General features: G+C 47.1%; 23 protein-coding genes. 10 read left to right on the top strand and 13 right to left on the bottom strand.

The window, feature by feature from the left end:
• Positions 1 to 150: 150 nt before the first annotated feature.
• The 7 genes from AC07KQ_RS01600 (at position 151) to AC07KQ_RS01570 (ending at position 7,640) form a co-directional block, all read left to right on the top strand.
• Positions 151 to 1,944 (top strand): BglG family transcription antiterminator, encoded by a 1,794-nt coding sequence (locus AC07KQ_RS01600; RefSeq protein WP_003563171.1) that lies wholly within the window; start codon positions 151 to 153, stop codon positions 1,942 to 1,944.
• On the top strand, positions 1,929 to 2,969 hold the full coding sequence (locus AC07KQ_RS01595) for a M20/M25/M40 family metallo-hydrolase (protein WP_013245383.1): 1,041 nt from the start codon (positions 1,929 to 1,931) through the stop codon (positions 2,967 to 2,969). The genes AC07KQ_RS01600 and AC07KQ_RS01595 overlap by 16 nt, the downstream gene beginning before the upstream one ends.
• A gap of 152 nt (positions 2,970 to 3,121) precedes the next feature.
• Positions 3,122 to 3,454 (top strand): PTS lactose/cellobiose transporter subunit IIA, encoded by a 333-nt coding sequence (locus AC07KQ_RS01590; RefSeq protein ID WP_003563167.1) that lies wholly within the window; start codon positions 3,122 to 3,124, stop codon positions 3,452 to 3,454.
• Between the two features lie 48 nt (positions 3,455 to 3,502).
• Complete coding sequence (locus AC07KQ_RS01585) at positions 3,503 to 3,841, top strand: PTS sugar transporter subunit IIB (protein ID WP_003563165.1); 339 nt, start codon at positions 3,503 to 3,505, stop codon at positions 3,839 to 3,841.
• A 36-nt stretch (positions 3,842 to 3,877) separates the two neighbouring features.
• Entirely contained in the window at positions 3,878 to 5,203 is a 1,326-nt protein-coding gene (locus tag AC07KQ_RS01580; protein ID WP_003563162.1) for a PTS sugar transporter subunit IIC, read from the top strand.
• A 168-nt stretch (positions 5,204 to 5,371) separates the two neighbouring features.
• Positions 5,372 to 6,451: a M24 family metallopeptidase gene (locus AC07KQ_RS01575; RefSeq protein WP_003568867.1), complete on the top strand. Its 1,080-nt coding sequence runs from the start codon at positions 5,372 to 5,374 to the stop codon at positions 6,449 to 6,451.
• Positions 6,438 to 7,640, top strand: coding sequence for a MalY/PatB family protein (locus tag AC07KQ_RS01570; protein ID WP_003563159.1), 1,203 nt, complete (start codon positions 6,438 to 6,440; stop codon positions 7,638 to 7,640). Before AC07KQ_RS01575 ends, AC07KQ_RS01570 begins: the two co-directional genes overlap by 14 nt.
• A gap of 119 nt (positions 7,641 to 7,759) precedes the next feature.
• Here the strand turns inward: AC07KQ_RS01570 and AC07KQ_RS01565 are convergent, their stop codons facing one another.
• From AC07KQ_RS01565 to AC07KQ_RS01550, 4 genes are all read right to left on the bottom strand, one after another.
• Positions 7,760 to 9,001 carry a DUF2325 domain-containing protein gene (locus tag AC07KQ_RS01565; protein WP_013245381.1) on the bottom strand — a complete coding sequence of 414 codons (1,242 nt, stop codon included), beginning with the start codon at positions 8,999 to 9,001 and terminating at the stop codon, positions 7,760 to 7,762.
• 240 nt (positions 9,002 to 9,241) lie between these two features.
• On the bottom strand, positions 9,242 to 10,099 hold the full coding sequence (locus AC07KQ_RS01560; RefSeq protein WP_003563155.1) for a hypothetical protein: 858 nt from the start codon (positions 10,097 to 10,099) through the stop codon (positions 9,242 to 9,244).
• Between the two features lie 192 nt (positions 10,100 to 10,291).
• Positions 10,292 to 10,591, bottom strand: a complete 300-nt coding sequence (locus AC07KQ_RS01555; RefSeq protein WP_003563153.1) for a PTS sugar transporter subunit IIB — start codon at positions 10,589 to 10,591, stop codon at positions 10,292 to 10,294.
• Complete coding sequence (locus AC07KQ_RS01550) at positions 10,588 to 11,082, bottom strand: PTS sugar transporter subunit IIA (protein ID WP_003563151.1); 495 nt, start codon at positions 11,080 to 11,082, stop codon at positions 10,588 to 10,590. Before AC07KQ_RS01550 ends, AC07KQ_RS01555 begins: the two co-directional genes overlap by 4 nt.
• Before the next feature lie 368 nt (positions 11,083 to 11,450).
• On the opposite strand from AC07KQ_RS01550, the gene AC07KQ_RS01545 reads away from it, so the two are divergent.
• The 3 genes from AC07KQ_RS01545 (at position 11,451) to AC07KQ_RS01535 (ending at position 14,670) form a co-directional block, all read left to right on the top strand.
• Complete coding sequence (locus AC07KQ_RS01545) at positions 11,451 to 12,800, top strand: PTS galactitol transporter subunit IIC (protein ID WP_013245380.1); 1,350 nt, start codon at positions 11,451 to 11,453, stop codon at positions 12,798 to 12,800.
• A gap of 52 nt (positions 12,801 to 12,852) precedes the next feature.
• A complete protein-coding gene (locus tag AC07KQ_RS01540) occupies positions 12,853 to 13,656 on the top strand; it encodes an SDR family oxidoreductase (protein WP_003563146.1) in 804 nt (267 codons plus the stop codon).
• 75 nt (positions 13,657 to 13,731) lie between these two features.
• The gene (locus tag AC07KQ_RS01535) at positions 13,732 to 14,670 is read left to right on the top strand and encodes a hexose kinase (RefSeq protein ID WP_274990991.1); all 939 of its coding nucleotides are present in this window, start codon (positions 13,732 to 13,734) and stop codon (positions 14,668 to 14,670) included.
• A gap of 103 nt (positions 14,671 to 14,773) precedes the next feature.
• Here the strand turns inward: AC07KQ_RS01535 and AC07KQ_RS01530 are convergent, their stop codons facing one another.
• The 9 genes from AC07KQ_RS01530 to manA form a co-directional block, all read right to left on the bottom strand.
• Entirely contained in the window at positions 14,774 to 15,154 is a 381-nt protein-coding gene (locus AC07KQ_RS01530; protein ID WP_016386751.1) for a PTS sugar transporter subunit IIA, read from the bottom strand.
• Positions 15,155 to 15,190: 36 nt separating this feature from the next.
• A complete protein-coding gene (locus tag AC07KQ_RS01525) occupies positions 15,191 to 16,012 on the bottom strand; it encodes a PTS system mannose/fructose/sorbose family transporter subunit IID (RefSeq protein ID WP_003563140.1) in 822 nt (273 codons plus the stop codon).
• Positions 15,999 to 16,916, bottom strand: a complete 918-nt coding sequence (locus AC07KQ_RS01520; protein ID WP_003573365.1) for a PTS mannose/fructose/sorbose/N-acetylgalactosamine transporter subunit IIC — start codon at positions 16,914 to 16,916, stop codon at positions 15,999 to 16,001. Before AC07KQ_RS01520 ends, AC07KQ_RS01525 begins: the two co-directional genes overlap by 14 nt.
• Positions 16,917 to 16,928: 12 nt before the next feature.
• Positions 16,929 to 17,411: a PTS sugar transporter subunit IIB gene (locus AC07KQ_RS01515; RefSeq protein ID WP_003563136.1), complete on the bottom strand. Its 483-nt coding sequence runs from the start codon at positions 17,409 to 17,411 to the stop codon at positions 16,929 to 16,931.
• 2 nt (positions 17,412 to 17,413) lie between these two features.
• Positions 17,414 to 19,210 (bottom strand): glycoside hydrolase family 35 protein, encoded by a 1,797-nt coding sequence (locus tag AC07KQ_RS01510; RefSeq protein ID WP_013245377.1) that lies wholly within the window; start codon positions 19,208 to 19,210, stop codon positions 17,414 to 17,416.
• 99 nt (positions 19,211 to 19,309) lie between these two features.
• On the bottom strand, positions 19,310 to 20,470 hold the full coding sequence (nagA, locus tag AC07KQ_RS01505; protein ID WP_013245376.1) for an N-acetylglucosamine-6-phosphate deacetylase: 1,161 nt from the start codon (positions 20,468 to 20,470) through the stop codon (positions 19,310 to 19,312).
• A gap of 58 nt (positions 20,471 to 20,528) precedes the next feature.
• Entirely contained in the window at positions 20,529 to 21,710 is a 1,182-nt protein-coding gene (locus AC07KQ_RS01500) for an SIS domain-containing protein (RefSeq protein WP_003563130.1), read from the bottom strand.
• Positions 21,711 to 21,778: 68 nt separating this feature from the next.
• A complete protein-coding gene (locus AC07KQ_RS01495) occupies positions 21,779 to 22,495 on the bottom strand; it encodes a GntR family transcriptional regulator (protein ID WP_012490884.1) in 717 nt (238 codons plus the stop codon).
• Positions 22,496 to 22,856: 361 nt separating this feature from the next.
• Positions 22,857 to 23,876 carry a mannose-6-phosphate isomerase, class I gene (gene manA / locus AC07KQ_RS01490; RefSeq protein ID WP_003563126.1) on the bottom strand — a complete coding sequence of 340 codons (1,020 nt, stop codon included), beginning with the start codon at positions 23,874 to 23,876 and terminating at the stop codon, positions 22,857 to 22,859.
• Positions 23,877 to 23,970: the final 94 nt, after the last annotated feature.

The raw sequence follows: 23,970 nt of genomic DNA, 5'->3' as shown, positions 1-23,970 counted from the left end.
TGCTCAGGGTTTCTTAGCTTTCATCTGGACAAACTTGCAATGGTGACATTTTTGCCAACAACAGGTGCAAAAGTGGGACTTTTTGTTGGTTGTATTGTCCGGCATAATGACGATGTTGATGGAAGCGCTTACTGATTGGAGGGCGAGTCATTGCGTGAACAAACCATTATCAACGCTTTACAAACCAACGGGCCGATGTCCGCAGCTGCTTTAGCAGCGACGTTGGGGGTCTCGCGGCGAACACTGCAAAGTGATTTGCGGCAATTAAATGAAGACAACACCGGTTTTATCATTACGGTTACCCGCAATGTGGGTTATCAGTTGACCATCACCGATAGTGCGCAGTTTGCTGCTTATCAAGCTAGTTTGCAAGATCAAGCACAACCGGCCATGCCGGCGAAACGATTGCCTGCCTTAATGCATGTCTTGCTGACCACGACCGAGTATCTAACGGTGGCGCAGTTAGCCGAGCACGAGCTGATCAGTTCAAAACAGTTGCAACGCGATTTACGCGAGCTGGAAAAGTTGCTGATTGGCACACCACTGCAATTAGAACGTAAGGCACATTACGGTATCCGACTTCAAGGCGAATGGCAAAGTCGCATTCATGCCTTACAACAACGGGGTTTGCCGCCGCATCATCAGACTTTGTGTCAGCGTTTAATGCCCTTGGGGTTGGATCCAGCAATCACGGCGCAGTTTGCTGGCGAGGTTGGTTGGTCACTGGCGGTCAAAGGCCAGGCAACCGTGCCTGCGCCAACGACAGCGGCTTTTGCTGGCTTATTAGCCGATAGTCGGCTTAGTGAAGAAGCATGGCAATTTTTGACCGTCAGTTTCGCTGCGAAACACAAACAACTCACCACACGGCTGGACCACGACCTGTTGAAAACAAAACTGCAAGCTTATTTCACCGCTTTAGATATGCGGCACAAAACTGATTTCGCCACCCATCCCGAATTTTTGTCGCTCATGTATTTTCATGTGTTGGCACTGATCGGACGATTGCAGAAACATCAAAGTTTGGCAGGGTTAAGTCTGGAACCATTGGCCCGTGACTACCCGATTGCGTTCAACTGGGCGGTCCAATTTGCCCAGTGGCTGACTCGCGAATATCAAATAGCGGTACCAAAAACCGAGATTGGTTATTTGACTACTCATCTGTTAGTCCCGCTCGAACAGGCACACGAGGCTTGGAGTCGGCGGCTGTATAAGATCGCAGTTCTTTGTGGCACTGGCGGCGGGATTGCGACGTTATTGTGTTTACGATTGCGCCGCATTTTCCCTGAGGCTGTGATCCAGACATTCGGTCTTAATGAACTCACTGCAATTCATGAGCTTGAACCAGATTTACTGTTCACGGTGACTGAGTTAACCGAGACGTTTGACTGTCCAGTCGTTCGGATTGATGAATTGGCATCTGATCTGGATTTTGCCAACCTGCGTCACGAACTATCAATGGCGGCACGCAGCAATAATACTGACACGTTGGTCGATTTACTAACACCGGCGTTATTTTTCCAGACAAGTCAGGTGGCAGATTATCACGCGTTATTGCTCGCACTGACCGCCACCATGACTTCTTATTGTGGTCAGTCAGATTATGCCGAATCAGTGATGCAGCGGGAAAACTTTTTAGCAACCATCTATGACAACGGCATTGCGATTCCGCATCCCCTGTCATTCAACGCTGAAAAGAACGCCGTTGCGGTGGTGGTCTTGCCAAATGGTGCTGGCGGCAGTTCTCGACCGGTTAAGTTAGTCTGGTTAATCGCATTAAAACGCGATCAGCTACCGTTGCATCGCACACTAACAACGCAATTAGCAGCCTTAATGCAACAGCCAGATGTCATCGAGCAACTCGTCCACCAAACTGATTTCACCCGATTCATTAACATTTTACGCACGGCACTGGAAGGAGCAGAGCAAACATGGATTTACAACTGATGGCTGCGCTAAGTAACGCAGATGCAATCGCGTCCAACGAAGGCGAGGTTCGCACCATTTTGCGCGATTATCTAAAGCCTGTCGACCTAAAAGTTCAGACTGATGGCCTCGGCTCACTGATTTTCACGAAACGAACGGTTAAACCAGCGTTTTCGGTCATGATTTACGGTCATATGGATGAAGTCGGCTATATGGTGCGCACGATAACGCCTGAAGGTCTGTTGCGGTTGATGGTGGTTGGCGGCGTTAAGCCACTGGCAAGTCATTGGCAAAGCGTCCGCGTGACCACGGTTTCTGGCAAAAAACTGCCGGGCATGGTCATTCGGGATGAGAGTTTGGCCGCATTTGATCAGATTCTATGTGACGTTGGTGCCAATAGCGCAGCAGAAGTCGAAGCCCTTGGGATCACCATTGGCGACATGGTCACTTTTTCGACTGACTTCACTGAGTATGCTGCAGATGGCGTTTTTGGCGGTAAGGCGCTTGATGACCGGCTGGGCTGTTATGTCGGCGCACGCCTGCTGCAGGAATTGGCTGAAGATGAGTTACCGTTCACTTTACGTTTTGCCGCGACCAGCAATGAGGAGGTCGGGATTCGGGGGGCAAAAACCGCAACTCAACTGATTCAACCTGACCTCGCTTTTATTGTCGATGTCGCCACCTTTCAAAATCCGCGTGAACGCGGCGAAGTGAACCAACGCCAAGTCGGCAGCGGCCCGATCCTGACGCACTTTGACCGCACCTTGGCACCTAATCGCACGTTGCAACAATTTGTGAAAGAAACTGCCGCAACCGCCTCCCTGCCGCTGCAGCTGGATATGTTTAACGGTGGCGGTACTGACGGTGGTGAAGCCCATAAAGTCGGTGTTGGCATTCCGACTGTCGTCACAATTCTGCCATGCCGCTATGGTCACTGTGCCCAATCGTTAGCGCAGGCACAGGATGTGGATCAAATGGTCGCTTTATATGCCGCAATGTGTCGACGACTGACCGTGGCAACAGCGGAGAAAGCTCGTTCATTTTGATTGTCTGGTACCGATAAAACGCGCTCTCCAGCCCAGAAACCTGCGTATAAGGACCACAACCGCAATGGTCAAAAACCGACCATTACGGTTGTGCCCGCTTATACTCCGGTTTCTAAACGGGCTGGCTCGCGCTCTAAAGGAGATTAACCCCAATGGCAACGACCCAAGAATTAGAAATTATGCAGTTGATTGCTAATGCCGGTGAGAGTAAAACCAAGGCATTTGCGGCCTTGCAGGCGGTGCAAACACAGGATTTTGCCAAAGCCCGCAGCTTATTGGCTGAGGCTAAGGCGATTGATGTTGCCGCTCATAACGCCCAGACGGCAATGATTTGCCGCGAGTTTGATCCTAATCAGACGCCGGAACCGGTGAGTCTTCTGATGGTACATGCGCAGGATCACTACATGACCAGCCAACTCGCACGCGATTTGATTGAAACTTTGATTACCATTTTTGAAGCCCAAACAACGAAAACCAATGTGTGACAGGGTATCGGTCAATGGCCGTACCTAAACCTAAGGAGGAAAATAATGATGCGAATTCTTTTGTGCTGTGCCGGTGGCTTTTCTACCAATATGTTGATGCAAAATATGGCCAAGGTGGTCAAAGATAGCCACAAATTAAACGAAGATGATTTTAAATTCGACGCGATTCCCGTGGACGGTCTTGAAGAAGAAATCGATAACTATGACATCGTGTTGGTAGGACCACAGATTGGTCATAAAACTGGCTACATTGGGGAAATCTGTGATCCACGGCACATTCCATTTGCTGTCATTGATAAGGATGTGTATGGCCAAATGGATGGCGCCACGGTTATGAAACTAGCACTGCTGACCCATGCGAAGTATCAAAAAAGGCACGCTGGCTAACGTTTCATCGGTAGGACTTTGAGAGGGGATTACACGATGTTCAGTCAATTCGAGTCTTTCATGAACCGCTTCTTCATGCCGATCGCACACAAGGTCGACAATCAGCGTCATCTAAGCGCGATCAAGGCGGGGATGGTCGCCATGACACCGTTCACCATCCTCGGCAGTATTTTCACGATTATTCCGGCGTTGCCTAACATGCTCGGTCCTAAAAATGCTGTCTCGCTTTTCATCACTAGCAATGCTGACTTGTTCGATCTGCCAGTGAAGTTATCCATCGGCATGATTGGTCTGTATGCCTGTTTATCCATCGCGTACAACTTAGGCAATCACTACAAACTCTACATTCCAGGCTGTGTCACCTTGTCCGGTTTTGCTTTCCTGATGATGGTCGCAACGTTCACTAAAACCGGTCAGTTAGACGTCACCAATCTAGGTGCTCGAGGACTTTTCACCGGCATGATCGTGGCCTTGCTGACAGTCGAGCTCTATCACTGGTGCAAAACCCATCACCTAACATTGAAAATGCCTGACGGGGTACCAGATTTTGTCTCCCGTTCATTCGAACTGATTCCAGTCACCTTAATCACCGGTGGCGCATTTATCGCTGGCCGATTTGCCTTCCTGAATTTTGCTGGCGAGCTGCCACCAAGTATTCTAACCCGCTTCTTGGCGCCGCTGGTCGGTAGCATGGACAATCCATGGGCGGTCTTACTGCTCAACTTTGCGATTTGTACCGTGTTTTTCTTTGGCATCCACTCATCGGTCTTCTCCCCGATCACCAGCCCGATTATGGTCACGTTTATCGCTGAAAACATCGCTGCGATGAACGCCGGCGAAGCCATTCCGCATTTTTACACAGCTGGTGCTGTTTCTAGTTTCTTCGGTTTCACCGGTTGCGGCATTTCCATCGGCTGCGTCGTTGCCTGCATGCTCTCGAAGAGCAAACGCTATCGGAAAATCGGCAAAATTTCGTTGTTCCCGGTCTTATTTGGCATCAACGAACCTATCCTGTTTGGCGCACCGATCATTCTCAATCCGATCATGTTCATCCCCCATGTATTCGGTGGTGCCATCATTGGCACGCTACCGATGTTCTTCATGCACTGGGGCTGGATCGCCAAACCGATTTTCAATCCACCATATGTCGGCGTTTTCCTTGAAGGGTTTCTAACCAACGGCGACTACCGCACCATCTTCGCCAACGCCCTCCAACTCGTGCTGGCTGTCGCCCTTTACTGGCCATTTTTCAAGGTCATGGAACGCGCAGAACTAAAACTCGAAGCCAAAAAAGCCGCGAAAAAGTCCATCTTCTCAAAAGAAGACGAAGACACCCTCGCTGGACTGGATTTAGACTTCTAGAGCGTGAACTGGCGCGCTTAGAAACCGTAACATAAGTGGCCTCAAGTGCGATGGGCGCACTTTGCCCATTGTGCTTGATGTCCTCATGTGCAGGTTTCTGCGACAGTGAACGCGTTTGAGATCGTGATCTAGCGCGCTTAGAAGTTAACGCACCCATAGGAGGCCAAAATGACACATTTGAAAAAAATCCAACAAGCACTCACGATGCAGGCAATTGACGCCTTACTGCTGCACGATCGTCAAAGCAAACGCTACGTTGGTGCCTTGCCTGGCAGTGGCGTGTATGTGGTGGTTACCCCCACCCAAGCGCTACAATTTCACGATGGCCGATATCACAATGAAGCGGCTGACACCAGTGGGTTTACCAATATTGAAGTACCGCAAGGCGAATACTTACCGGAACTCGTTAGCTTTTTAAGCGCTCAATTATGTCGGCGGGTCGCACTTGTCAGTACCGGGTTCTCCATTCCTGAGTTTCAGACTCTGACCGCACAGAATTGGACGTTGAGTTTAGCTGATAGCCTGCTGGCTGAAAGTCGAGCGGTCAAAGATGCCGTGGAAATTCAAGCGATCACGGCTGCCTGTATGGTCACAGATCAGGTCTTTGCCCATTTGCTACCGCATATTCGGGCCGGGGTCAGCGAATATGAACTGAATGCATGGCTGCACTTCTATGCTTTACAGGCGGGCGCATCTGCCATGGCCTTCGATCCAATTGTCGCTAGCGGCCCACGTGGCGCTTTGCCACATGGTCGGGCGACTGACCGGCAACTGAAAAGCGGTGAATTGATCACGATTGATTTTGGCGTTGTCCTTAACGATTATCAATCAGACATGACACGCACGCTCACAATCGGCGAACCGCAGCCCGAGCTCTCAGCCGTTCATGATGCCGTCCTTACTGCTCAACTCACTGCTATTGATGCCTTAAAACCCGGTGTGCAAGCGCGAGAGATTGACGCGATTGCGCGTGGCGTGTTAACCGCTGCCGGTTATGGCGATTGTTTCACCCACGGATTGGGCCATGGTCTCGGACTAGGCGGCGATCAACCGATTCTGAACCCTCAGAGTCAAACGGTTTTGCAACCGGGGATGGTAGTCACCATTGAACCCGGCGCCTACTTGCCCGGCATCGGCGGTGTCCGTATCGAAGACGATGTTCTAATCACGGATACTGGTGCACAGGTGCTGAATCAGACAAGCAAAGACTTGATGTTACTGGAGGACCAAGAATATGAGTCAGTTTGACACCCTTTTTGACCGTAAAGCCGGTAACGCGCGCAAATGGGCCGATAGTGTGTTGGCAAAGAAGTTCGGCCTAACGCCTAACGCGATTCCAATGGATCTGGCTGATCTGGACTTTCCTGTTGCACCACCGATTCACGATGCCGTTATGGCCCGCGCCGCAGTTTCTGACTATAGTTACACCTATATCCCAGATGCGTTTAACGAAACCGTTATTGCTTGGAACGCGCGCCGTTTTGGGCTTGAACTTGAAGCAGATTGGTTGAAATTGAGTTACGGCACGGTGCCAACCTTGCATTATATTGTTCAAGCCTTTACGGCAGTTGGCGAAAGTGTACTGATTAACACACCGGCCTATGATCCGTTCGCCGAAGCCGTTGAGCACAACCAGCGACAGCTCATCACCAGCCCGTTAAAACTAGAAAATGACCGCTATGTGTTTGACTTTGAAGATCTGGCCGACAAAATGGCACGGCCAGATGTGAAAGTATTCATCCTCTGCAGTCCGCAAAATCCATCTGGTCGTGTTTGGACGGCTGAGGAACTCGAACAGGTCGGTGATCTTTGCCTTCAGCACCACGTCTTGCTGGTGAGCGATGAAATTCACCGCGATATTGTTTATCCCGGCGTCCACTTTACTAGCATCTGGCAGGCTTGCCCAGCGATTCGCGATCACAGTATTTTGTGCTTGTCGCCTAATAAGGCCTTCAACTTAGGCGGGTTAAAAACGTCCTATGTCGTCATTCCTGACGCTGGGATTCGCGGTCGGTTAGCGCAACAATTCGCCGCCAATTCAATCACTTCACCGAACAGTTTCGCCATACCTGCCCTGATCGCAGCCTATACCAAGTGTGACGCTTGGCTAGATGAAATGGTCGCCTATGTAGCTGATAATTTTGTTTATCTACGCGATCGGCTTGCTGAGATCCCGGAGATGCAGGTGATGCCAGCTGAATCTGGTTTTCTGGCTTGGATCGATGTCCGACGACTGTTTGCTGATGAAGCCGAGTTGAAGCGTTTCTTCACCGCTTGCGACCTTTCCTGTGTTGTCGGCAGCTATTTTGTGGCCGATGGTGAAGGTTTCGTCCGGCTGAATATTGGCATGCCACGGCCATTACTCAAAGAGGCCTTAGATCGAATACTCGCGATTTACGCCACTTGGCATCAGCAAGAAGCACCTGTTCCAAAATAGTCCCGCAAGGCCAAATCACCAACAGCCACACTCTTCTAAGAAAAATGCCCGTTTTCAGGCGACGATCACACGTCACAACCTGAAAATGGGCATTTTCTTGTCCCGTTATACAGCACCCCTTATTCAGCCGCCTGCTCAATCTCTTGATCCGCCGTTTGCGTGCCAAAATGACGTTTATACCATTGCAACATGTTTCGCTCATTGGTATTCTTTGCCATCCAAATCGGTTTGCCAATTCGCTTAGCCTCGTCTTTAGCAGCATACATCTGTCCATGATCAACAAAATCGGTGGTCACAATGACCATGTCGGCCTTTTGAACCTTTTTCTTCAACATGGCGTTCGAATCTGATCGCGGCGAGAGAATGAGCTTGCCGCCACGGTCTTCAACATGCCGTTTCACCTTGCGCGGCATGGCGGAGTTTTCAATGCAAACGAGTAACAGTGACTTATCGGCGAAAACCTGGCGTAGTTGCCGCACAGGTGCCACGCTGACCTTCTTCTTGGCTGGCGCTGGCTGACTAGGCTTTGTTTCTGCCGACGCTTCTAGTGCCGATTTGGCAAATTGGCGTTTCATTCGGGTAGCGACTACAGCAGATGCCGTGTACTTCCAAACGATTTTGCCATCAATTTCTTGCCCCCGCCGGTAAGCATAGTCAATATAATCGCCTGGCTTCAGCTTGAATGAGAGCACATCGTAGTCACCGAGCAACAATTGCTGGGTAGTTTCGTGCTCAGGCGATTGAAACTCAATATACCAGCGTTTGACATCTTGTCGATAGACAGCCGGTAAAAATTGCAGCCGAACAATTTCGGTCGGCAAGGGATCGCGTTTCAGCGTGGTAATTTTGTAGCGCAGCAGCTCGTCGTCCTTAATCTCCTCGGCCTTAACCCAATCTCCATTTGTCGGCGCATTTGCCATTTTATGTAGCTTACTCTCTGATACCTTAATCGGACCGACATGCCCACCATTTAAATCAAGGTGAAACCGGCCAATGTATGCGTGACGCTGATCCAACCAATGTTCAGAAAAGAATGACACTTCTTTCTCAGAGGTTGCCTCGGTGGAGGCGGCTGGCACCTGCTCACTTGTAACTGGCTCAACATCGTCTTTGACCTCAGCAACCGCTATTGGTCTTTCTTCAGCCTGTGTCCTATCTTGACCAGTTGTGAACGCTGCCGTCTCATCTTCCTGTGTTACTGAGGATGTAGCAACAAATTCAATTGTTGCTAAGTCATTGAGAATTTTAAGTAAGCTTTGAATATCATTAGTTATTTTTTGAATATTATCAGTCGTTAGTTGTGTTGTTTTAGCAGTAATTTGATTTTTTATAAGTTCAATTATTGCAGACTTGTCGCCCATATAGGTCCCACCTTCAACTTAGGATTGATTTTCTTTATTGTACTGTTATTGATATCAATTCAAAAGAATTTAAGCTTGGATACATGCGTTCAAATTGTCTAGCTTCTACTCACTTTCGGTGGTCCGAGATGACAATGACGGCCAGCTAAGTGTTTCGACATGACAAAACCCCACCAGCTAATTTTTGGTGGTTAAACCAACAATATTAGCTAGTGGGGTTTGTTTTTGCGTGACAAATAACTAATGATCATCTGTTCGCGGTCGAACATTCAGTTCGCGGGCTAAGTCATACTCGAACAACTCATACCCGCCCATGGCATCGTGTACTTCAACACCCTTAGGAAATAGCGCTAAGTTAGTATCTTGAGTACCGCCCATTCCCGGTATGTCCGGTGATGATTGATTGAGGGCATATCGATATGGCACAAGATCCTCTAATTTGCTTCTGAGTTTTTCAAGGTTGCGTTTCTCAGTTGTTTTTACGAAGATCCGTGTGGTATCCAGTGCCTTGAAGGCATCGATAGGCAACGTATCTAGTGATTGAATGGCATCTAAATCCAACAATGCATCCCAGTGAGCGATAATTGAGCTCGCAACATTAGGGACAACACTAAAATAAACCGACAGATAATCGTCTAGGACCATCACATAAGCGCCAGCCCCTCTGGCTGCGTGCGTTCGGAGTGACTCGATTTGAACAAAACCGTTATCATGACAAAATTCTGCGATTTCATCATCATAGCGTGCGCGTTTGCGTCGCTTCACTTTCGGAATAAACGCATCAAAAAGCCGCTGCGCCTCATCACGATGACTTAACCAGCGAGATTTATTGATCACTGGATAATAATCTGGATACCGTCGCTGAAGTTGTTCCAGTGGCATGCGTGACGTTAAGCTTGTCACCTCAAAAGCTTCCTTCTCGTTTAGCCACTCCCCGGGGCGTCTCAAAAAGCCGTTGACTTTGATCCAGCGCCGATTTTTTAAAGCATAATTAAATAGCAGCCGCTTTCTAATCGTTAAATCGAGGGGCTCGTAAAAGTTGTCACGGGTGATATGCGTAGCTTCAGTGGATGCAAGCGTCACACCAAAATATTTCAAACATAAACACCTCCCACTCTAAGTAAACGATCACAGTTTCACATTTTCAATCATAAAAAAAAAGAGGGCTATCCCTCTTTTTAGTTTTTGACGCTACCACATCATAAACTAAACGACTAACCTGATTTATTAAAAAGTACAATCAAACATTTCTATCCGATCATACCATGTTTGTGTGGCAATTCAACATGATTAAGCTTTCGGCTTTAAATCAAGGACATCAATAACTTTTTCAACCAGCGCATCTTCGCCAATGCCGGTTAAGAAAGGCAGACCATTCAGAATCGGCACGCCAATATCTTCAGTGAATTTGCCTGTAGTAATGGCCAAGTCAAATTGATCAGCCTTAGATCGAAGCTGGGGAATCGAAGTTTGATCCATTGATACCTGTGTGGCATCAATGCCTTTTTCTTTCAGCTTTTCTTCAAGTGCATTACGTGCAACTGTTGATGTTGCAATACCGGATCCACACGCGACAATAATTTTTTTCATTTTGAAGACTCCTTTTTCCCTGTACCAACCGTCACATCGCGAAACATGCTTTCTAATCGGTTGTATAAACTGTCATCATCTTTCGCATCCAGTAGCCCTTGAAGTGTCGCTTGATTCTGCACAATCCCCATTAGATCCTGCAACAGCTTCACCTCAGCATGTGGTTCATCGACCGCAAGCATAAAGATTAACCGTACATTGAGCGTTTCATCTGGATCGCCCATATTCTTAAACGCAACCGGGTTTTTAAGCGTTGCGACCGAGATGGTGCCTTTATGAACATTTGTCCAATCTGCATGAGGTATCGCCACTGTAATGCCACCGGTGGGAAGTCCTGTTGGAAATTGGTGTTCTCGATTAATAACCGCCTCAACAAAAGATGGCTTCACAAAATGCTGAGCAACCATAGCTTCTGCCATCATTTTCAAGGCGTTATCCGAATCTGAAAAAGTAACATTCCGATGAATCAAATTTCTGTCTAATAGTGCCATTTAGATCACGCTCCATGTTCCAAATCGCTTTCAAAGGACATCATAGTCGTTAATTTCAATTTGTGCAAGCGCTTTCTTGATTATCAAATATATTCGTCAGCTAAATAGCCTAATGTTCCGAGAAAAGCTTGTTTTATGGGTCTATACCGGAACTATTTTTTAAATATAGACTTGCATTTTCTAAAAAAGTGTTTATCATCATTCGTGTAAGGGCTTTCATAAATCATCTGAATCGCTTTCAATTAATTCATTGTCCTTGCATCTTCTCCAAACATGTTAGTTCCTACCCCGTATCAGCTTCAAGCCATAGATTGCTGTTTGAAGCATCATTGTCTGTTTTGTTTTAACTTCTTTCAGGAGGTAAGAAAATGCAAGTCATACAGTACATTGTTGATTTGGGACCAAGCGTCATGATTCCCATTATTATTTTCATATTGGGCATCTGTTTACGGCAAGGTGTTGGCAAGTCACTGCGCGCCGGCATTTCAATTGGGATTGGGTTTGTCGGCATTAGCTTAGTCATTTCGCTTTTGACAGATAATTTGGGTAAGGCTGCTGAAGCGATGGCAAAGAATTTCAACTTAGGATTGAGTGTTGTTGATATTGGCTGGCCAGGTACTTCCCCAATGGCTTGGGCTTCTGCAATGGGACTCATTGCGATTCCAATTGCCATTGCAGTAAACGTTGTCATGCTACTCACCCGATTAACAAAAGTTGTCAACGTCGATATTTGGAATATTTGGCATATGGCTTTCACAGGCGCTATTGTTCAAATCGCAACTGGTAGTTTCACTTGGGGCATCGTCGCTATCTGTATTCATGCCGCCATTGCGTACAAGTTAGGCGATATCTTTAGGCCTGTCACGGATAACTTTTTCGGTTTGGAAGGCATCTCTATTCCACATGGTACATCAGCCTATATGGGGATTTTTGCTAAACCAATCGATGATTTAATCGAACACATTCCAGGATTGAACAAAATTACCATCACCTCCAAAACCGTCGAGGAAAAGTTCGGCGTCTTAGGCCAACCTTCCATTATTGGTGCCATTCTCGGGGTCATCATTGGACTACTTGCGAAGTTCCCAGTTGGCAAATCATTACAATTAGGCATTCAAATGGCGGCTGTTATGGTTCTCATGCCAGTCGTTGTCAAGTTCATCATGGAAGGTCTCATTCCAATATCAAAAGGCGCAAAAGTGATTATGGACAAACATTTCAAAGGTGGCAACTTCACCATTGGGATGGACCCTGCTTTGCTACTAGGCAACTCAGACGTCATAGCCGCTGGTTTACTATTCGTTCCCATCACGCTGTTGATCGCAATTCTTGTGCCAGGAAACAAAGTATTACCTTTTGGCGATTTGGCAACAATTGGCTTCTTTATTGCGATTGCAACCGGCGTTCATAAAGGCAATATTTTTAGAACTTTGATTTCGGGTTCAGTTATCATGTTTATCACGATTTGGATTTCAAATCAGATGTACCCACTCGAAATTGCCTTAGGTCATGCAACGAATTTATTGGCCAAAGGTAAAGAGGTTTCATCGCTGGACCAAGCAGGTTCGCCAATCACCTATCTGCTGACAAAAGGTTTTACTGGCCAGGTTAGTCTCGGATTCTTGGTCATCGGCATCCTGTTTATCAGTGCATTTGCTTACACATACATCGCGTATAAGCGTCAGCGTCTGTATGTCACCGATACCAAGACAAAGTAAAAACTAAATTGCTGAGTAAATAGTCAATTTATATTTTAGGAGGAATTATATTATGGCTAAAGATTGGTTGAATATTGATGATCGGGTTTTCGTTGTAACAGGTGGCTCATCAGGTATTGGCGACGCTATTGTTAAGGATCTCATTAATAATCACGCAAAAGTCGTCAATGCAGACCTTAAGGAAGGTAAATTCAAAGATGACAACCTGCTCTTTGTTGAAACCGATGTGACCAAGCGAGATCAGGTCGAGCATATGGTCGCGGCCGCTAAAGAAAAGTTTGGTGCGATCGACGGCTTGGTTAATAATGCTGGCATCAATATTCCCCGTATCTTAACTGATCCCAATGAACCGGACGGCCAATATGTCATTGATGAGGCTAATTTCGATAAAATGTTTACGATTAATGTCAAAAGTGTTTGGCTTTGCTCCTCAATTATTGTCAAAGAGCTGGTGAAACAGCATAAAGGCGTTATCGTCAACATGTCTTCTGAATCTGGACTGGAAGGATCACAAGGTGCTGGTATCTATTCAGGCACTAAAGGTGCTATTAATGGCTTTACGCGTGCTTGGGCTAAGGAACTTGGCCAATACAATGTCCGCATGATTGGTGTGGCTCCTGGGGTCCTTGAAGCAACCGGATTACGAACACTCTCTTATGAAGAAGGATTAGCATACTCTCGCCACCAAACGGTTGAACAATTACGCGCAGGATATGCCAAAACATCAACTATTCCATTAGGACGTAGTGGCAAACTTTCTGAAGTGGCCGATCTAGTTACCTACTTCTTGTCCGATCGCTCAAGCTACATGACAGGCCAAACGGTCAATGTTTCTGGCGGGAAGTCACGCGGCTGATCACCGACTAATCATCCAATCAAAACAAAAGTCGATTCCAAATTGAGTCGACTTTTGTGCTATGGAGGCAAGCGTATGATTTTAACGGTTACTTTGAATCCTTCCATCGATGTATCCTACCCACTTGAGCATCTAGCCATTGATACTATTAATCGAACTACAGATGTGCGAAAAACTGCCGGTGGTAAAGGACTAAATGTTTCTCGAGTTATTCATCAACTCAATCACGATATTACCGCAACTGGTTTTATTGGCGGTTATTTTGGACAATGGCTACAGCACCAACTCGATATAGAAGGTATCAAACACGATTTTATGACGATTGATGCCGAAACTCGCAGTTCTATTGCTATTTTGCATGACAGTGGCAATCAAACTGAAATTCTCGAAGCTGGACCAATGCTTTCACAAGATGACGCAAATCGTTTTTTAACCCATTTTGATACTTTGTTGGCCTATGCAGATCTGGTGACAATTTCAGGCTCTATGCCGCAAGGATTGCCACCGACCTATTACACCTCAATGATTGCTCACGCTGAAAAACAAAGTGTCCAAGTATTATTAGACACGTCCGGAGCAACACTAAAAAACGCGCTTGGTGCACCCTTGAAACCACTTCTGATTAAACCAAATGACGAAGAATTAAGTGATTTGCTTAAGCGTCAGATTAATAAGAAAGATTACGCAGCTCTCAAGCAAAATCTGCAAGAACCAATCTTCAACGGTGTTTCGTGGATTGTCGTCTCACTTGGTGCAGATGGTGCCTTCGTCAAGCACAATAGCAAGTTCTACCACGCTGGCATTCCTAAGATCAATGTCGTCAATCCAGTCGGATCAGGCGATGCAACTTTAGCAGGACTCGCGATGGGTATCCACGATCAAAACTCAGATGAAACAATCTTGAAGACAGCCATGACAACTGGCATGCTAAACACGATGCAAGCTCAGACTGGTTTTGTCGACCAAAGTCAATTTCAGAAGTATTTTGATTTAGTGACAATTGACCCTTACTAACTTAATAGAACAGCAAATTATCACACTTTCAGTCAAGCAATTGGCGTACAGAAAAAGCCCGTGTCACAACTCGACACGAGCTTTCCAAGAACCTTTTGGCTGATTAATGCTTCACAATGTCATTGATATAAGCAATGCCAGCCTTACCATCGCCGATCAGATCTGGCTTCATGTCCAACATCTGGGCATTCAGGAAACTGATGACCATCGGCAGGTTCATGCCAGAATACAGGTCGAACTTGCCGCCTTCAGCCAAGACACGGGCTGCGACGTTATTCGGCGTGCCGCCTTTAAGGTCGGCAAGGACGACAACATCGTCTTGCCCCTCTACAGCAGCTTTAAACTTGGCCTGAAAATCTTCCGGACCTTCATTTGGCAACAGTGCAACGGTGGTAATATCGTCTTGGGGACCCATGATCATTTCAGCGCTCTTCTTAAGCTCCTCACACAGTTGCCCGTGACTAATCAAAACTAATTTACTCATATCGAAAGACTCCTTTAAAACGTTTCTGATACCAAATTAACCCTTAGCAATGACACCGAGTGCCGACAGCAGCACCGAAACGATCAATACGATGAAAATCGCCCGGGTTGAGGTCATATGCTTACGACCAAGCAACCAGTAAACCGCGCCAACAATCAAGGCTGGAAGCAGTTTTGGAATGATCAAGTCAAAGTATTTCTGGAAATCCAATGGTACACTGCCGATCTTCGGCGCAAAACCAATCTTAACATTGATCATGGTTGCGACCAAGGCACCAACCATGAAGACACCCATCAAGGTAGCAGCGTCAGTCAAAGCAGCCAATCGATGCGCCATTGTTGTGACCAACGAAACCCCTTCGTTATAAGCAATTCGCAATTGCTTCCAACGAAATACCATGACGGCAATTTGAGCAGCGATCCAGATGAAGACCCCAACTGGGTTGCCTTGCGTTGCCATTTGTGCAGCAATCGCCCCGAAAATAGCTGGAATCAAGGCAGCAAAGATTGAATCACCGATAGCAGCGAAGGACCCCATCAAACCGGTTTTAATCCCGGCAACAGTTTCTTCGCCAGCAATCCCTTCTTTTTCTTCGACAGCCAAATCAATCCCAGTGATGATGGTATTGAAGAAGTTTGACGTGTTGAAGAACTGGGTGTGGGTTTTCATGACTTTCTTGAGCTCTGGTGTGCCATCACCGTAGATTTTGCGCAATTGCGGCAAAATGGTGTAAAGATAACCCGAACCTTGCATCCGTTCGTAGTTCCAACCCAACTGGAAGCCGAACAGGCTGCGCCGGTTAATCTGCCGGAAATCTTTATCGGTCAATTTGTACGTAGGTTTATTAGAGTTCATCATCGGTGATTTCCCCCTGTTCATTAGTCTTGTTTGCAGCTGTGCCTGACGCTGCATCTGTATTACCATTGCCAACTGCGATATCGTGCAGCTTTGTTGTTTGTTGATAGCTGATTGCAGCAAAGGCAAACGCAATCAATGCCATAGCAAGCATGGACAAACCGTTGAAGGAAGCAGTGAACCCTTTAGCTACCCCAGCAACTGCGGTACCCAAGGTCTGAACGCTGCCAAACAGTGTCGTGAACAGCACGGTGAAAACAAAGCCCATAATGAGGTATGGGAAGTGTTTCTTAAGTGGCAGGTAATGCAACAGAATGGCAAACCCGACAGCAGGCAAGACGGCACCAGCTGTTGCCAAGCCATCGCCTAACCATTTCCAACTGGTATTCAAAACATGGGCAAGGTCGGTAACGAAGCCGCCGCCAAATGCTAAAGCCAAGCCAACTGGAATCATCCGTGACAGTGCCCACGGAAGCGCGCCAGCAAGGAAGTAACGTTCGATACCTTTGTAGTTATTTTGATCAACCATCTTGTCAATCCGATGAGCAAAGAAAGTGTTCGAGAATCGAGCAAGAATATCAGTTTGAATCATGATACTTGCAACAGGAACCGCAATCGCAGCAACCGCTGCTTCTGGCTTCATGCCGGCGCTAACGGAGAATGCCGTTGCGAGAATGGTACCAGAGTTGGCATCAATTTTAGATGCACCACCGAATGTGCCGACCCCAAGAACCATCAACTGTGTGGATGCACCGATCAACAGACCGGCTTTCATATCGCCCATAACCAAGCCGGAAATTAAGCCGGCGAAAACTGGTGAACTCATGGCTGAATAAATTTGCAGTTCATCAAGAATTTGATAGCCTGCATATAATGTTAAAAGTGCTATTTGCCACCATGCAATCATGTTTGACTCCCCCTATCCTTTTTTGAGCAGGGACATGAAGTCCGCTGCTGTGTCGCCTGGAACCATTTGCGCTGTGAGATGAACCCCTTTTGCATCAAGTTCTTTAAATGTGTCAACGTCAGCGTCCACCACGTTGATGGACTTCGTGATTGAACGGGTTTCATCAGTTTGAGACATATTACCAACGTTCAAGTCGGTGATCGGAACACCTGCATTCACCAATGCGAGGAATGTCTCCGGCCGCTTTGCCACAATGAAAACCTTTTGTGAATCATATTTGTGATTCAAAATGTGGTTTGCTGCTGTGGCAACATCGAGAACAGACAGGCGAATACCATCTGGGGTTGCCATCCGTAATCCGCTCTTGTCGATATCACTCTTTGATGCGGCCTCGTCCACGACCATAATCCGCGTTGCGCCGAGCTTAGTAGTCCAGAGATTGGCAACTTGGCCATGGACCAAGCGACCATCAATACGTGCTGCAATAATAGCCATTTTTATTCCTCCTCTGTGTTCAGTTCCTTAAATATTGGGTGGTCAACCAAGTTTATCGCCTCGGCATATTGGCCTTCGGTTTCAAAAACAATGACCTCATTGTGCCCGGTGTGAAGCAACCCGGCTGGCACATATAGTGACAACGTTGGCCCCTTCTCCCAGAATCTGCCGATGTTAACACCATTGACCAGCATCACTCCTTTACCGAATCCACGACAATCAAGATACGTATCCTGTGGTTTCACCACATCAAACCCATATTGATAAAAAGCGGGTGTCCCTGCTTGCCAATCGCCGGTGAAATCAAGTTGCGGCGCCTTGTTCAAGTCAAGTGGGTATTGCAGGTAGTCCTTAATGAAATGGAGGTCTACCATGACACCGGTGCGAATCCCCTTAAACTGGGTAATCGCTTCGATTTTTGAGCCATAGTTGACGCGGCTCATGTTTTCGACCAACAGATCTAGTTGATGGCGGCCTTCAACTTCTGGGAGCAGGATGTCATCGCCGATGGCCTCTTGATACTGTGTTGCTAGCGACTTGCCATCAAAGAAGGCTTGAACCCGATCACGGGCATCAATCACGCGCAACTTAGCCGGCGTGCCTTTATCGGTACCACTGATCAGCGGGTTTGTCCGATACAACGTATAACCGGTGTATTGGCCAAGAAACTCCTGTGTCTGCGGATAAGGTGCGGCTACTGGCTGAGCTAGCTGATCAAGTACTGAGAATAATGACACTTTCGCCGTCAACGGATTGTCCGCCTGCGTCATCGCTGGCTTGACCAGTGGTGTTGTCTGGGCCTGCGATGGCAAGACTTCGTGGATCATTTTCTGAATGGCAAAGTACTTTGGCGTTGGATTGCCTTGCTCATTCAATGGTGCATCGTAATCGTAGGAAGTCACTTGCGGCAGATCATGATCTTTGCGAGCTGAGGTACCGTTCATAAAACCAAAATTAGTTCCCCCGTGGAACATGTAGAGATTGACACTGCCGCGTTGGATCACCGCTCGCAAGTCCTCGGCAGTTTCTTCTGGGTCGCGGCGAATGATCGGTTCGCCCCAGCGGTTGAACCAGCCGTCCCAAAATTCCATACACATCAACGGCCAATCATGCCCATGAGCTTGATTGAAGGCCGCCAACCGATCGAAATTCATGTCGGCACGTGAGCCAAAATTGCCGGTAGTCAAAATACCAGCGTCGGCCATGCTGCCAGCGTTCAAGGTTGCTGGCCAGGGACCATCCGAGGTAAAAAGGGGGACATCAACGCCATGCTTTTTCATAAGTTCGGCCACGGCGGCAAGATAGTCCTTGTCTTCGCCATATGAACCGTACTCATTTTCCACTTGCATCATGATGACATTGCCACCATGCGTGACTTGATGACCCACAAGATGAGGCATTAAAGCTGTGTAGTAACGGTCAATCGCTTGCAGATAGGCAGAATCGTCGGTTCGCAAGCGCATCTTTTTCGTTAACAGCCATGCTGGAAACCCGCCGAACTCCCATTCTGCGCAGATGTAAGGGGATGGTCGAACGATGGCGTATAAGCCAAGATCCTTTGCGGTGTTTAGAAAGCGTTCAATGTCGAGAATCCCGCTGAAATCAAAGTCACCTTCGTTGTACTCGTGCAGATTCCAAGGGACATAGGTTTCTACCGTGTTAAATCCCAGTGCCTTCAAGTTATAAAGGCTGTGATACCAATCACTGGGATGGACTCGGAAGTAATGAATCGCGCCAGACAGAATCTTGAACGGCTGACCGTCCAACATAAACTCATGATCGATCGAAAAGGTCGTCATGTAGCGCTGGCCTCCTTTCATTCATAACAGCTTATGCTGCCATATTTAAGTGTCACACACTGACACCTTATTTCACAAGGTTTTGTGTCAGGAAAGCTTTCATGCCTCAGCTTGATAGCCTAATTTCCCATCAAGATAGGTGGCTTCGAGCTTGAGATCAGCGTCCAAAACTAGATAATCAGCGGATCGGCCAGGTAAAATACTGCCGCATTGATCGTCGATATTGCAAGAAGCAGCCGGTGTTTGAGAAGCCATTCGAATAATTGCTTCTGGTGTTGCGGCGTTCCAAGCAAGGAGATTGGTCAGCGCATCTTTCAATTCAAGAACTGAACCCGCCAGACTGTCGCCATCTTTCATCCGCGCCATCCCGTCTTTGACATAAACTGGGAATTCGCCAAGGACGTAATCGCCATCAGGCATCATCCCCGCGCGCATGCAATCGGTAATCAATGCGATATGTTCAGCGCCTTTCAGTCGAATCAAGGTGGTGGCCACTTCAGGACGGACGTGATGACCATCACAGATAAGCTCATCATCAACGCCTTGCAGATACATCGCTGCTCCGACCATACCAGGTTTGCGATGGCTCAAAGGACTCATACCATTGAAAGTGTGTGTAAAGACGGTTGCACCGGCTTCGATGCAAGCTTTCGCCTGTTCAAAGGTGGCATCACTATGGCCCAAAGCCACCACCGTGCCGTCTGCGGTGGCATACCGAGTGAAGTCAGCAGCACCCTCACGTTCTGGGGCAATCGCAATTTTCTTCAACAAGCCATCAGCGGACGTCTGCCAAGCATCGTATTCTTGCTCACTTGGATTTTTGAAGTACTTCGGATTCTGTGCCCCTTTATGCTTGGTCGTAAAGTATGGGCCTTCAAAATAAATGCCTTGAATCTTCGCACCGCTTTCATCGCCAGCATGTGCGGCAATCGTTTTGCAAACCTCATTGAGTTGATCAAATGAACCGGTCAATGTGGTTGGCAGCCAACTGGTGACACCAGCTTTGAGCAAGTTTTTGCTCATTGTCTCAATGCCATCCCAATCGTTGTCCATTACGTCATGCCCTAACAACCCGTGAATATGGGTATCGACTAAACCTGGAGCAATCAATTTGCCGGATTGTTCAACAATATCGCCATCTGGCTTAGCTGTTTCCGGCAGATACTCGCCAAACTTGCCATCATCGGTGACTTCTAGATAACCACCAATTTCAGTCACATTTTTGAGAAAAAACTTTGCAGCGTGAATGTAGTAACTCATGAACTCTTTTGCCTCCTCTAAACTTGCTCGTTGATGCTGCTTGGTGCCAGTTCACGCTCTATTCTTTACCAGCGTAATCGTGCAAGGTCACGCCTTTAACAACTCGGTTAACGGTGCCGGTTGGTGATGGTGTGTCAGGCAAGTTGCCAACTTTGATCGAAGCAAGCAATGCTACAGTCTGGGCGAACATGACATCTGGGAGAGCCTGATAAGCTTCTGGAAGATCTTTAAGGCCATTTTCAAAATAGAAGGCATCGCCTGAGAAGTTCTGATCTTGCTTGGTGCCCACTGCCATCACGGATTTAGCAATACCGTCACCCTTAACTTCCTCAAGGACATCGATATCATATTGACGGGTGTAGGCATTGTTGCTAACGAGGTCGAACAACAAAGTCTTGTCATCTAGGAAACTCTTTGGACCATGACGGAAGCCCATGGAAGTGTCAAACATGGTGGCATACTTGCCGGCTGTTAGTTCAAGCACCTTCAGGCGAGTTTCGCGGGTCAAGCCGCCAAGACTGCCAGAGCCAAGATAGACGATACGATCAAAATCAAGGTCAAGCACTTTTTGAACTTCCGCTTCACGCGCCACAACTTCTTGTCCCATTGCCGCAATGGCTTTCACCCACTTGCTCTTATCCGTGTCACTGGCGGTATCAAATACCAGCAAGGCACTCAAGGTCATGCAAGAGAAACTTCCTGTCATGGCAAAGCCTTTATCATTTGAACCAGCTGGCTGTAACAGCAACAAAGTCTTGTCTTCCGTTTCAGACTTCTTGGCCAATTGGCCTTCCGGTGCGCAGGTAATGCTGATTTGATGGAGGTTGTGAACAACTTGTTCAGCCAGTTCAACAGTTTTCAAACTTTCCGGTGAGTTGCCGCTACGAGCAAAGGAAACCAGAATGGTCGGCGTGTCTGCTTCCAGAAAATCGTAAGGTGCGGACACAATATCAGTTGACCCAATTGATTCAAATTCGAACTTGCTGCGATCACCATGCGCGCGTAGGTATGGCGTCACCGTGTCACCAACATATTGTGAACTACCGGCACCTGTGAAAATAACGCGAACGGTTTTGCCATTAGCTGCGGCCGTCACCTGATCCAAAAAGGCCGTGATCTTTTCCTTGGCGTTGGTATAGTTATCAAATGCTTCTTGCCATAGTTCTGGCTGCTGTTTGATTTCAGCAGTTGTAATTTGTGCACCTAACTTGGTTAGTTCTTCAGTTGTTTTTTCGAACAATATTCTTCATCCTCCTATTGGAAACCTGCTTGCCAGCCCCTAAGCCGGACTGGCTTATGCTTTATTATCTAGTGATTAACGTGATGTACGTGATAAACAAATTGATCCGCGCGAGCCACACTCAAGGTGTATTCAACAATCTCGCCGGTATCGGCAAAAGTTGTTCGCCGAATGTTCAAACAGGCTGACGCTGGTGCAACTCGAAGTTGTTCAGCATCTTCCGGCGTGACTAATCCAGCAAAAAACGCTTCATCGACTGAAACAATGTGAATGCCATAATGGCCTTCCAGCCAATCGTATAATGGCGTTTTTGATAGTGCTTCCTGATTAAGACCTGGCACAGTGTTAGCAGGTAAGTAACTGCGCTCAATCATCATCGGTAACGTGTCAGCGATTCGTAATCGATCAAGGACGTAAACGGGCGTGCCTGGTTCGATGCGCATGCGCTTGGCAATTTTGGCGGGTGCCGCAATTTTTTCTAAACGTTGGATCCTAGTCACTGGTTTACGGTTCATTGCCAACATCTGTTTAGTGAAACTGTAGGACCCACTGACATCGGTTCGCTCATCAAATCGTTCTGCAACAAATGTACCTTTACCAGTGCTTCGATAAATGAAACCGCGCAAGAACAATTCGTTCAAGGCAGCACGAACTGTGTTGCGACTGACCTGATACAACTCGCTGAGATCCCGCTCGGACGGCAGCTTATCGTTGGGCTGAAGTTTTTCCTTAATGAACGTTTCCAGCTGATCTACCAGCTGTTTCGTCAACGGAACCTTTTCCATCATCTCACCTCCACGTGGTACCAACCACTTGTAGTGTATGCGTTCCCAGTTCGTGAAGTCAATACATGCGACTTATTTTTATTTTTAACGACTTACAGGTTCTCAAAATGACAACATGTACCAATTTTCGTTAAAAAAAGAAATTGAAATCATGAATTAAGCGATAACAGACATTTCCATAATTAGACCAAATCAAGAAAATAATTATTTCGATAAGAAAGCGTTCTCATTACGTTCTAATTTTTTGTTTAACAGCCATTTAATCACACCAGTAACAAAAAAATCCCTCGATGGTCTAAAAACCTGCCGAGGGATAACTTTTGTCTTTATGAATATGTTGGGCACCTGATGATCCGCAACTTTATGCGTCTACCCCTGGAGTAGAAGTGACGATTGCCAATTTGCCCGTGAATGCCCAAGTCTTGATCTGGTTGGGAATCAAGAAACTATCGCCTGTTTTGATCGGGTAATTCTTCCCGTCTGCAGAAAAGGTCCCGTCACCGTCAAGTACTGTTACATTGGTATAAGGTGCTTGTTGGGTGAACGTCATGGTGCCATCAACATCAAGGTGATAAACGGCAAAATGCGGTGACAGCGGCGGTTTAACAAACGTGGTGATTTGCCCGCCTGTCACTTGTTCTTTGGTGATATCAAGCTTCGGGTCATGGAAAGGAACGGTCGTCACATCAAGGCTTTGCTTAATATGCAACTCACGCTTGTGACCTTGATCATCTTTCCGATCGTAGTCGTAAAGCCGATAAGTCGTATCGGAACTTTGTTGGGTTTCCAATGCCACGATGCCTTTGTTTAAAGCATGTATCGTGCCGCTTGGAACATACACAAAGTCGCCAGTCTTGACTGGATATTTCCGCAACAAGTGCTCCCAATCGCCGGCTTCGATCATTTCTTTGAGCTGTTCATGCGTTTTGGCGTGATGCCCATAGATCAAATAAGCCCCTGGATCTGCCTTCAGGATGTACCAGCATTCAGTCTTACCGAGTTCGCCTTTTGCTTCGTGGGCCGCAGCATAAGCATCGTCAGGGTGAACCTGAACACTTAAACTAGCTTCAGCATCGAGAATCTTCACGAGCAATGGGAACTCCTGACTATGTTGTGGACCAAAATAAGCGGGATCTTCATGCCACGCCTCGCGAAGGGTTTTACCCTTCAATGGACCGTTTTCAATGGTCGCCGGACCATGCGGATGACCTGAGATGATCCAAGCCTCACCGATTTTACCGTCTGGAATGTTAAAGCCGTACTCAGTTTCGAGTTTGCGGCCGCCCCATATCTTAGGATTGAAGTATGGTTTTAAAAATAATGGTTCTGTCAAAATGCCCACTCCTTTTTTAAACAAGCGCTTCAGATCAGAAATCCGCATGTTAAACCTCTGAACCCCATGATGAACACCCCATCATCTCATTCATGTCCGCTAATACGCCGTTTTCTAACCAATTTGCCTTTGCGCTGCTTTT

The sequence above is a fragment of the Lacticaseibacillus sp. YLM2-1 genome (assembly GCF_056583465.1).
Note: the sequence above shows the minus strand (reverse complement) of the source record. Positions and strands in the feature narration are given on the sequence as shown.

Bases quoted from the DNA above. Each gene is read 5' to 3' on its own strand.
- AC07KQ_RS01545 (WP_013245380.1), top strand. From the start codon at position 11,451: ATGCAAGTCATACAGTACATTGTTGATTTGGGACCAAGCGTCATGATT.
- AC07KQ_RS01540 (WP_003563146.1), top strand. From the start codon at position 12,853: ATGGCTAAAGATTGGTTGAATATTGATGATCGGGTTTTCGTTGTAACA.
- AC07KQ_RS01590 (WP_003563167.1), top strand. From the start codon at position 3,122: ATGGCAACGACCCAAGAATTAGAAATTATGCAGTTGATTGCTAATGCC.
- nagA (WP_013245376.1), bottom strand. From the start codon at position 20,470: ATGAGTTACTACATTCACGCTGCAAAGTTTTTTCTCAAAAATGTGACT.
- AC07KQ_RS01530 (WP_016386751.1), bottom strand. From the start codon at position 15,154: ATGAGTAAATTAGTTTTGATTAGTCACGGGCAACTGTGTGAGGAGCTT.
- AC07KQ_RS01585 (WP_003563165.1), top strand. From the start codon at position 3,503: ATGCGAATTCTTTTGTGCTGTGCCGGTGGCTTTTCTACCAATATGTTG.
- AC07KQ_RS01510 (WP_013245377.1), bottom strand. From the start codon at position 19,210: ATGACGACCTTTTCGATCGATCATGAGTTTATGTTGGACGGTCAGCCG.
- AC07KQ_RS01525 (WP_003563140.1), bottom strand. From the start codon at position 16,012: ATGATGAACTCTAATAAACCTACGTACAAATTGACCGATAAAGATTTC.
- AC07KQ_RS01520 (WP_003573365.1), bottom strand. From the start codon at position 16,916: ATGATTGCATGGTGGCAAATAGCACTTTTAACATTATATGCAGGCTAT.
- AC07KQ_RS01515 (WP_003563136.1), bottom strand. From the start codon at position 17,411: ATGGCTATTATTGCAGCACGTATTGATGGTCGCTTGGTCCATGGCCAA.
- AC07KQ_RS01555 (WP_003563153.1), bottom strand. From the start codon at position 10,591: ATGAAAAAAATTATTGTCGCGTGTGGATCCGGTATTGCAACATCAACA.
- AC07KQ_RS01550 (WP_003563151.1), bottom strand. From the start codon at position 11,082: ATGGCACTATTAGACAGAAATTTGATTCATCGGAATGTTACTTTTTCA.
- AC07KQ_RS01535 (WP_274990991.1), top strand. From the start codon at position 13,732: ATGATTTTAACGGTTACTTTGAATCCTTCCATCGATGTATCCTACCCA.
- AC07KQ_RS01595 (WP_013245383.1), top strand. From the start codon at position 1,929: ATGGATTTACAACTGATGGCTGCGCTAAGTAACGCAGATGCAATCGCG.
- AC07KQ_RS01575 (WP_003568867.1), top strand. From the start codon at position 5,372: ATGACACATTTGAAAAAAATCCAACAAGCACTCACGATGCAGGCAATT.
- AC07KQ_RS01565 (WP_013245381.1), bottom strand. From the start codon at position 9,001: ATGGGCGACAAGTCTGCAATAATTGAACTTATAAAAAATCAAATTACT.
- AC07KQ_RS01580 (WP_003563162.1), top strand. From the start codon at position 3,878: ATGTTCAGTCAATTCGAGTCTTTCATGAACCGCTTCTTCATGCCGATC.
- manA (WP_003563126.1), bottom strand. From the start codon at position 23,876: ATGCGGATTTCTGATCTGAAGCGCTTGTTTAAAAAAGGAGTGGGCATT.
- AC07KQ_RS01570 (WP_003563159.1), top strand. From the start codon at position 6,438: ATGAGTCAGTTTGACACCCTTTTTGACCGTAAAGCCGGTAACGCGCGC.
- AC07KQ_RS01495 (WP_012490884.1), bottom strand. From the start codon at position 22,495: ATGGAAAAGGTTCCGTTGACGAAACAGCTGGTAGATCAGCTGGAAACG.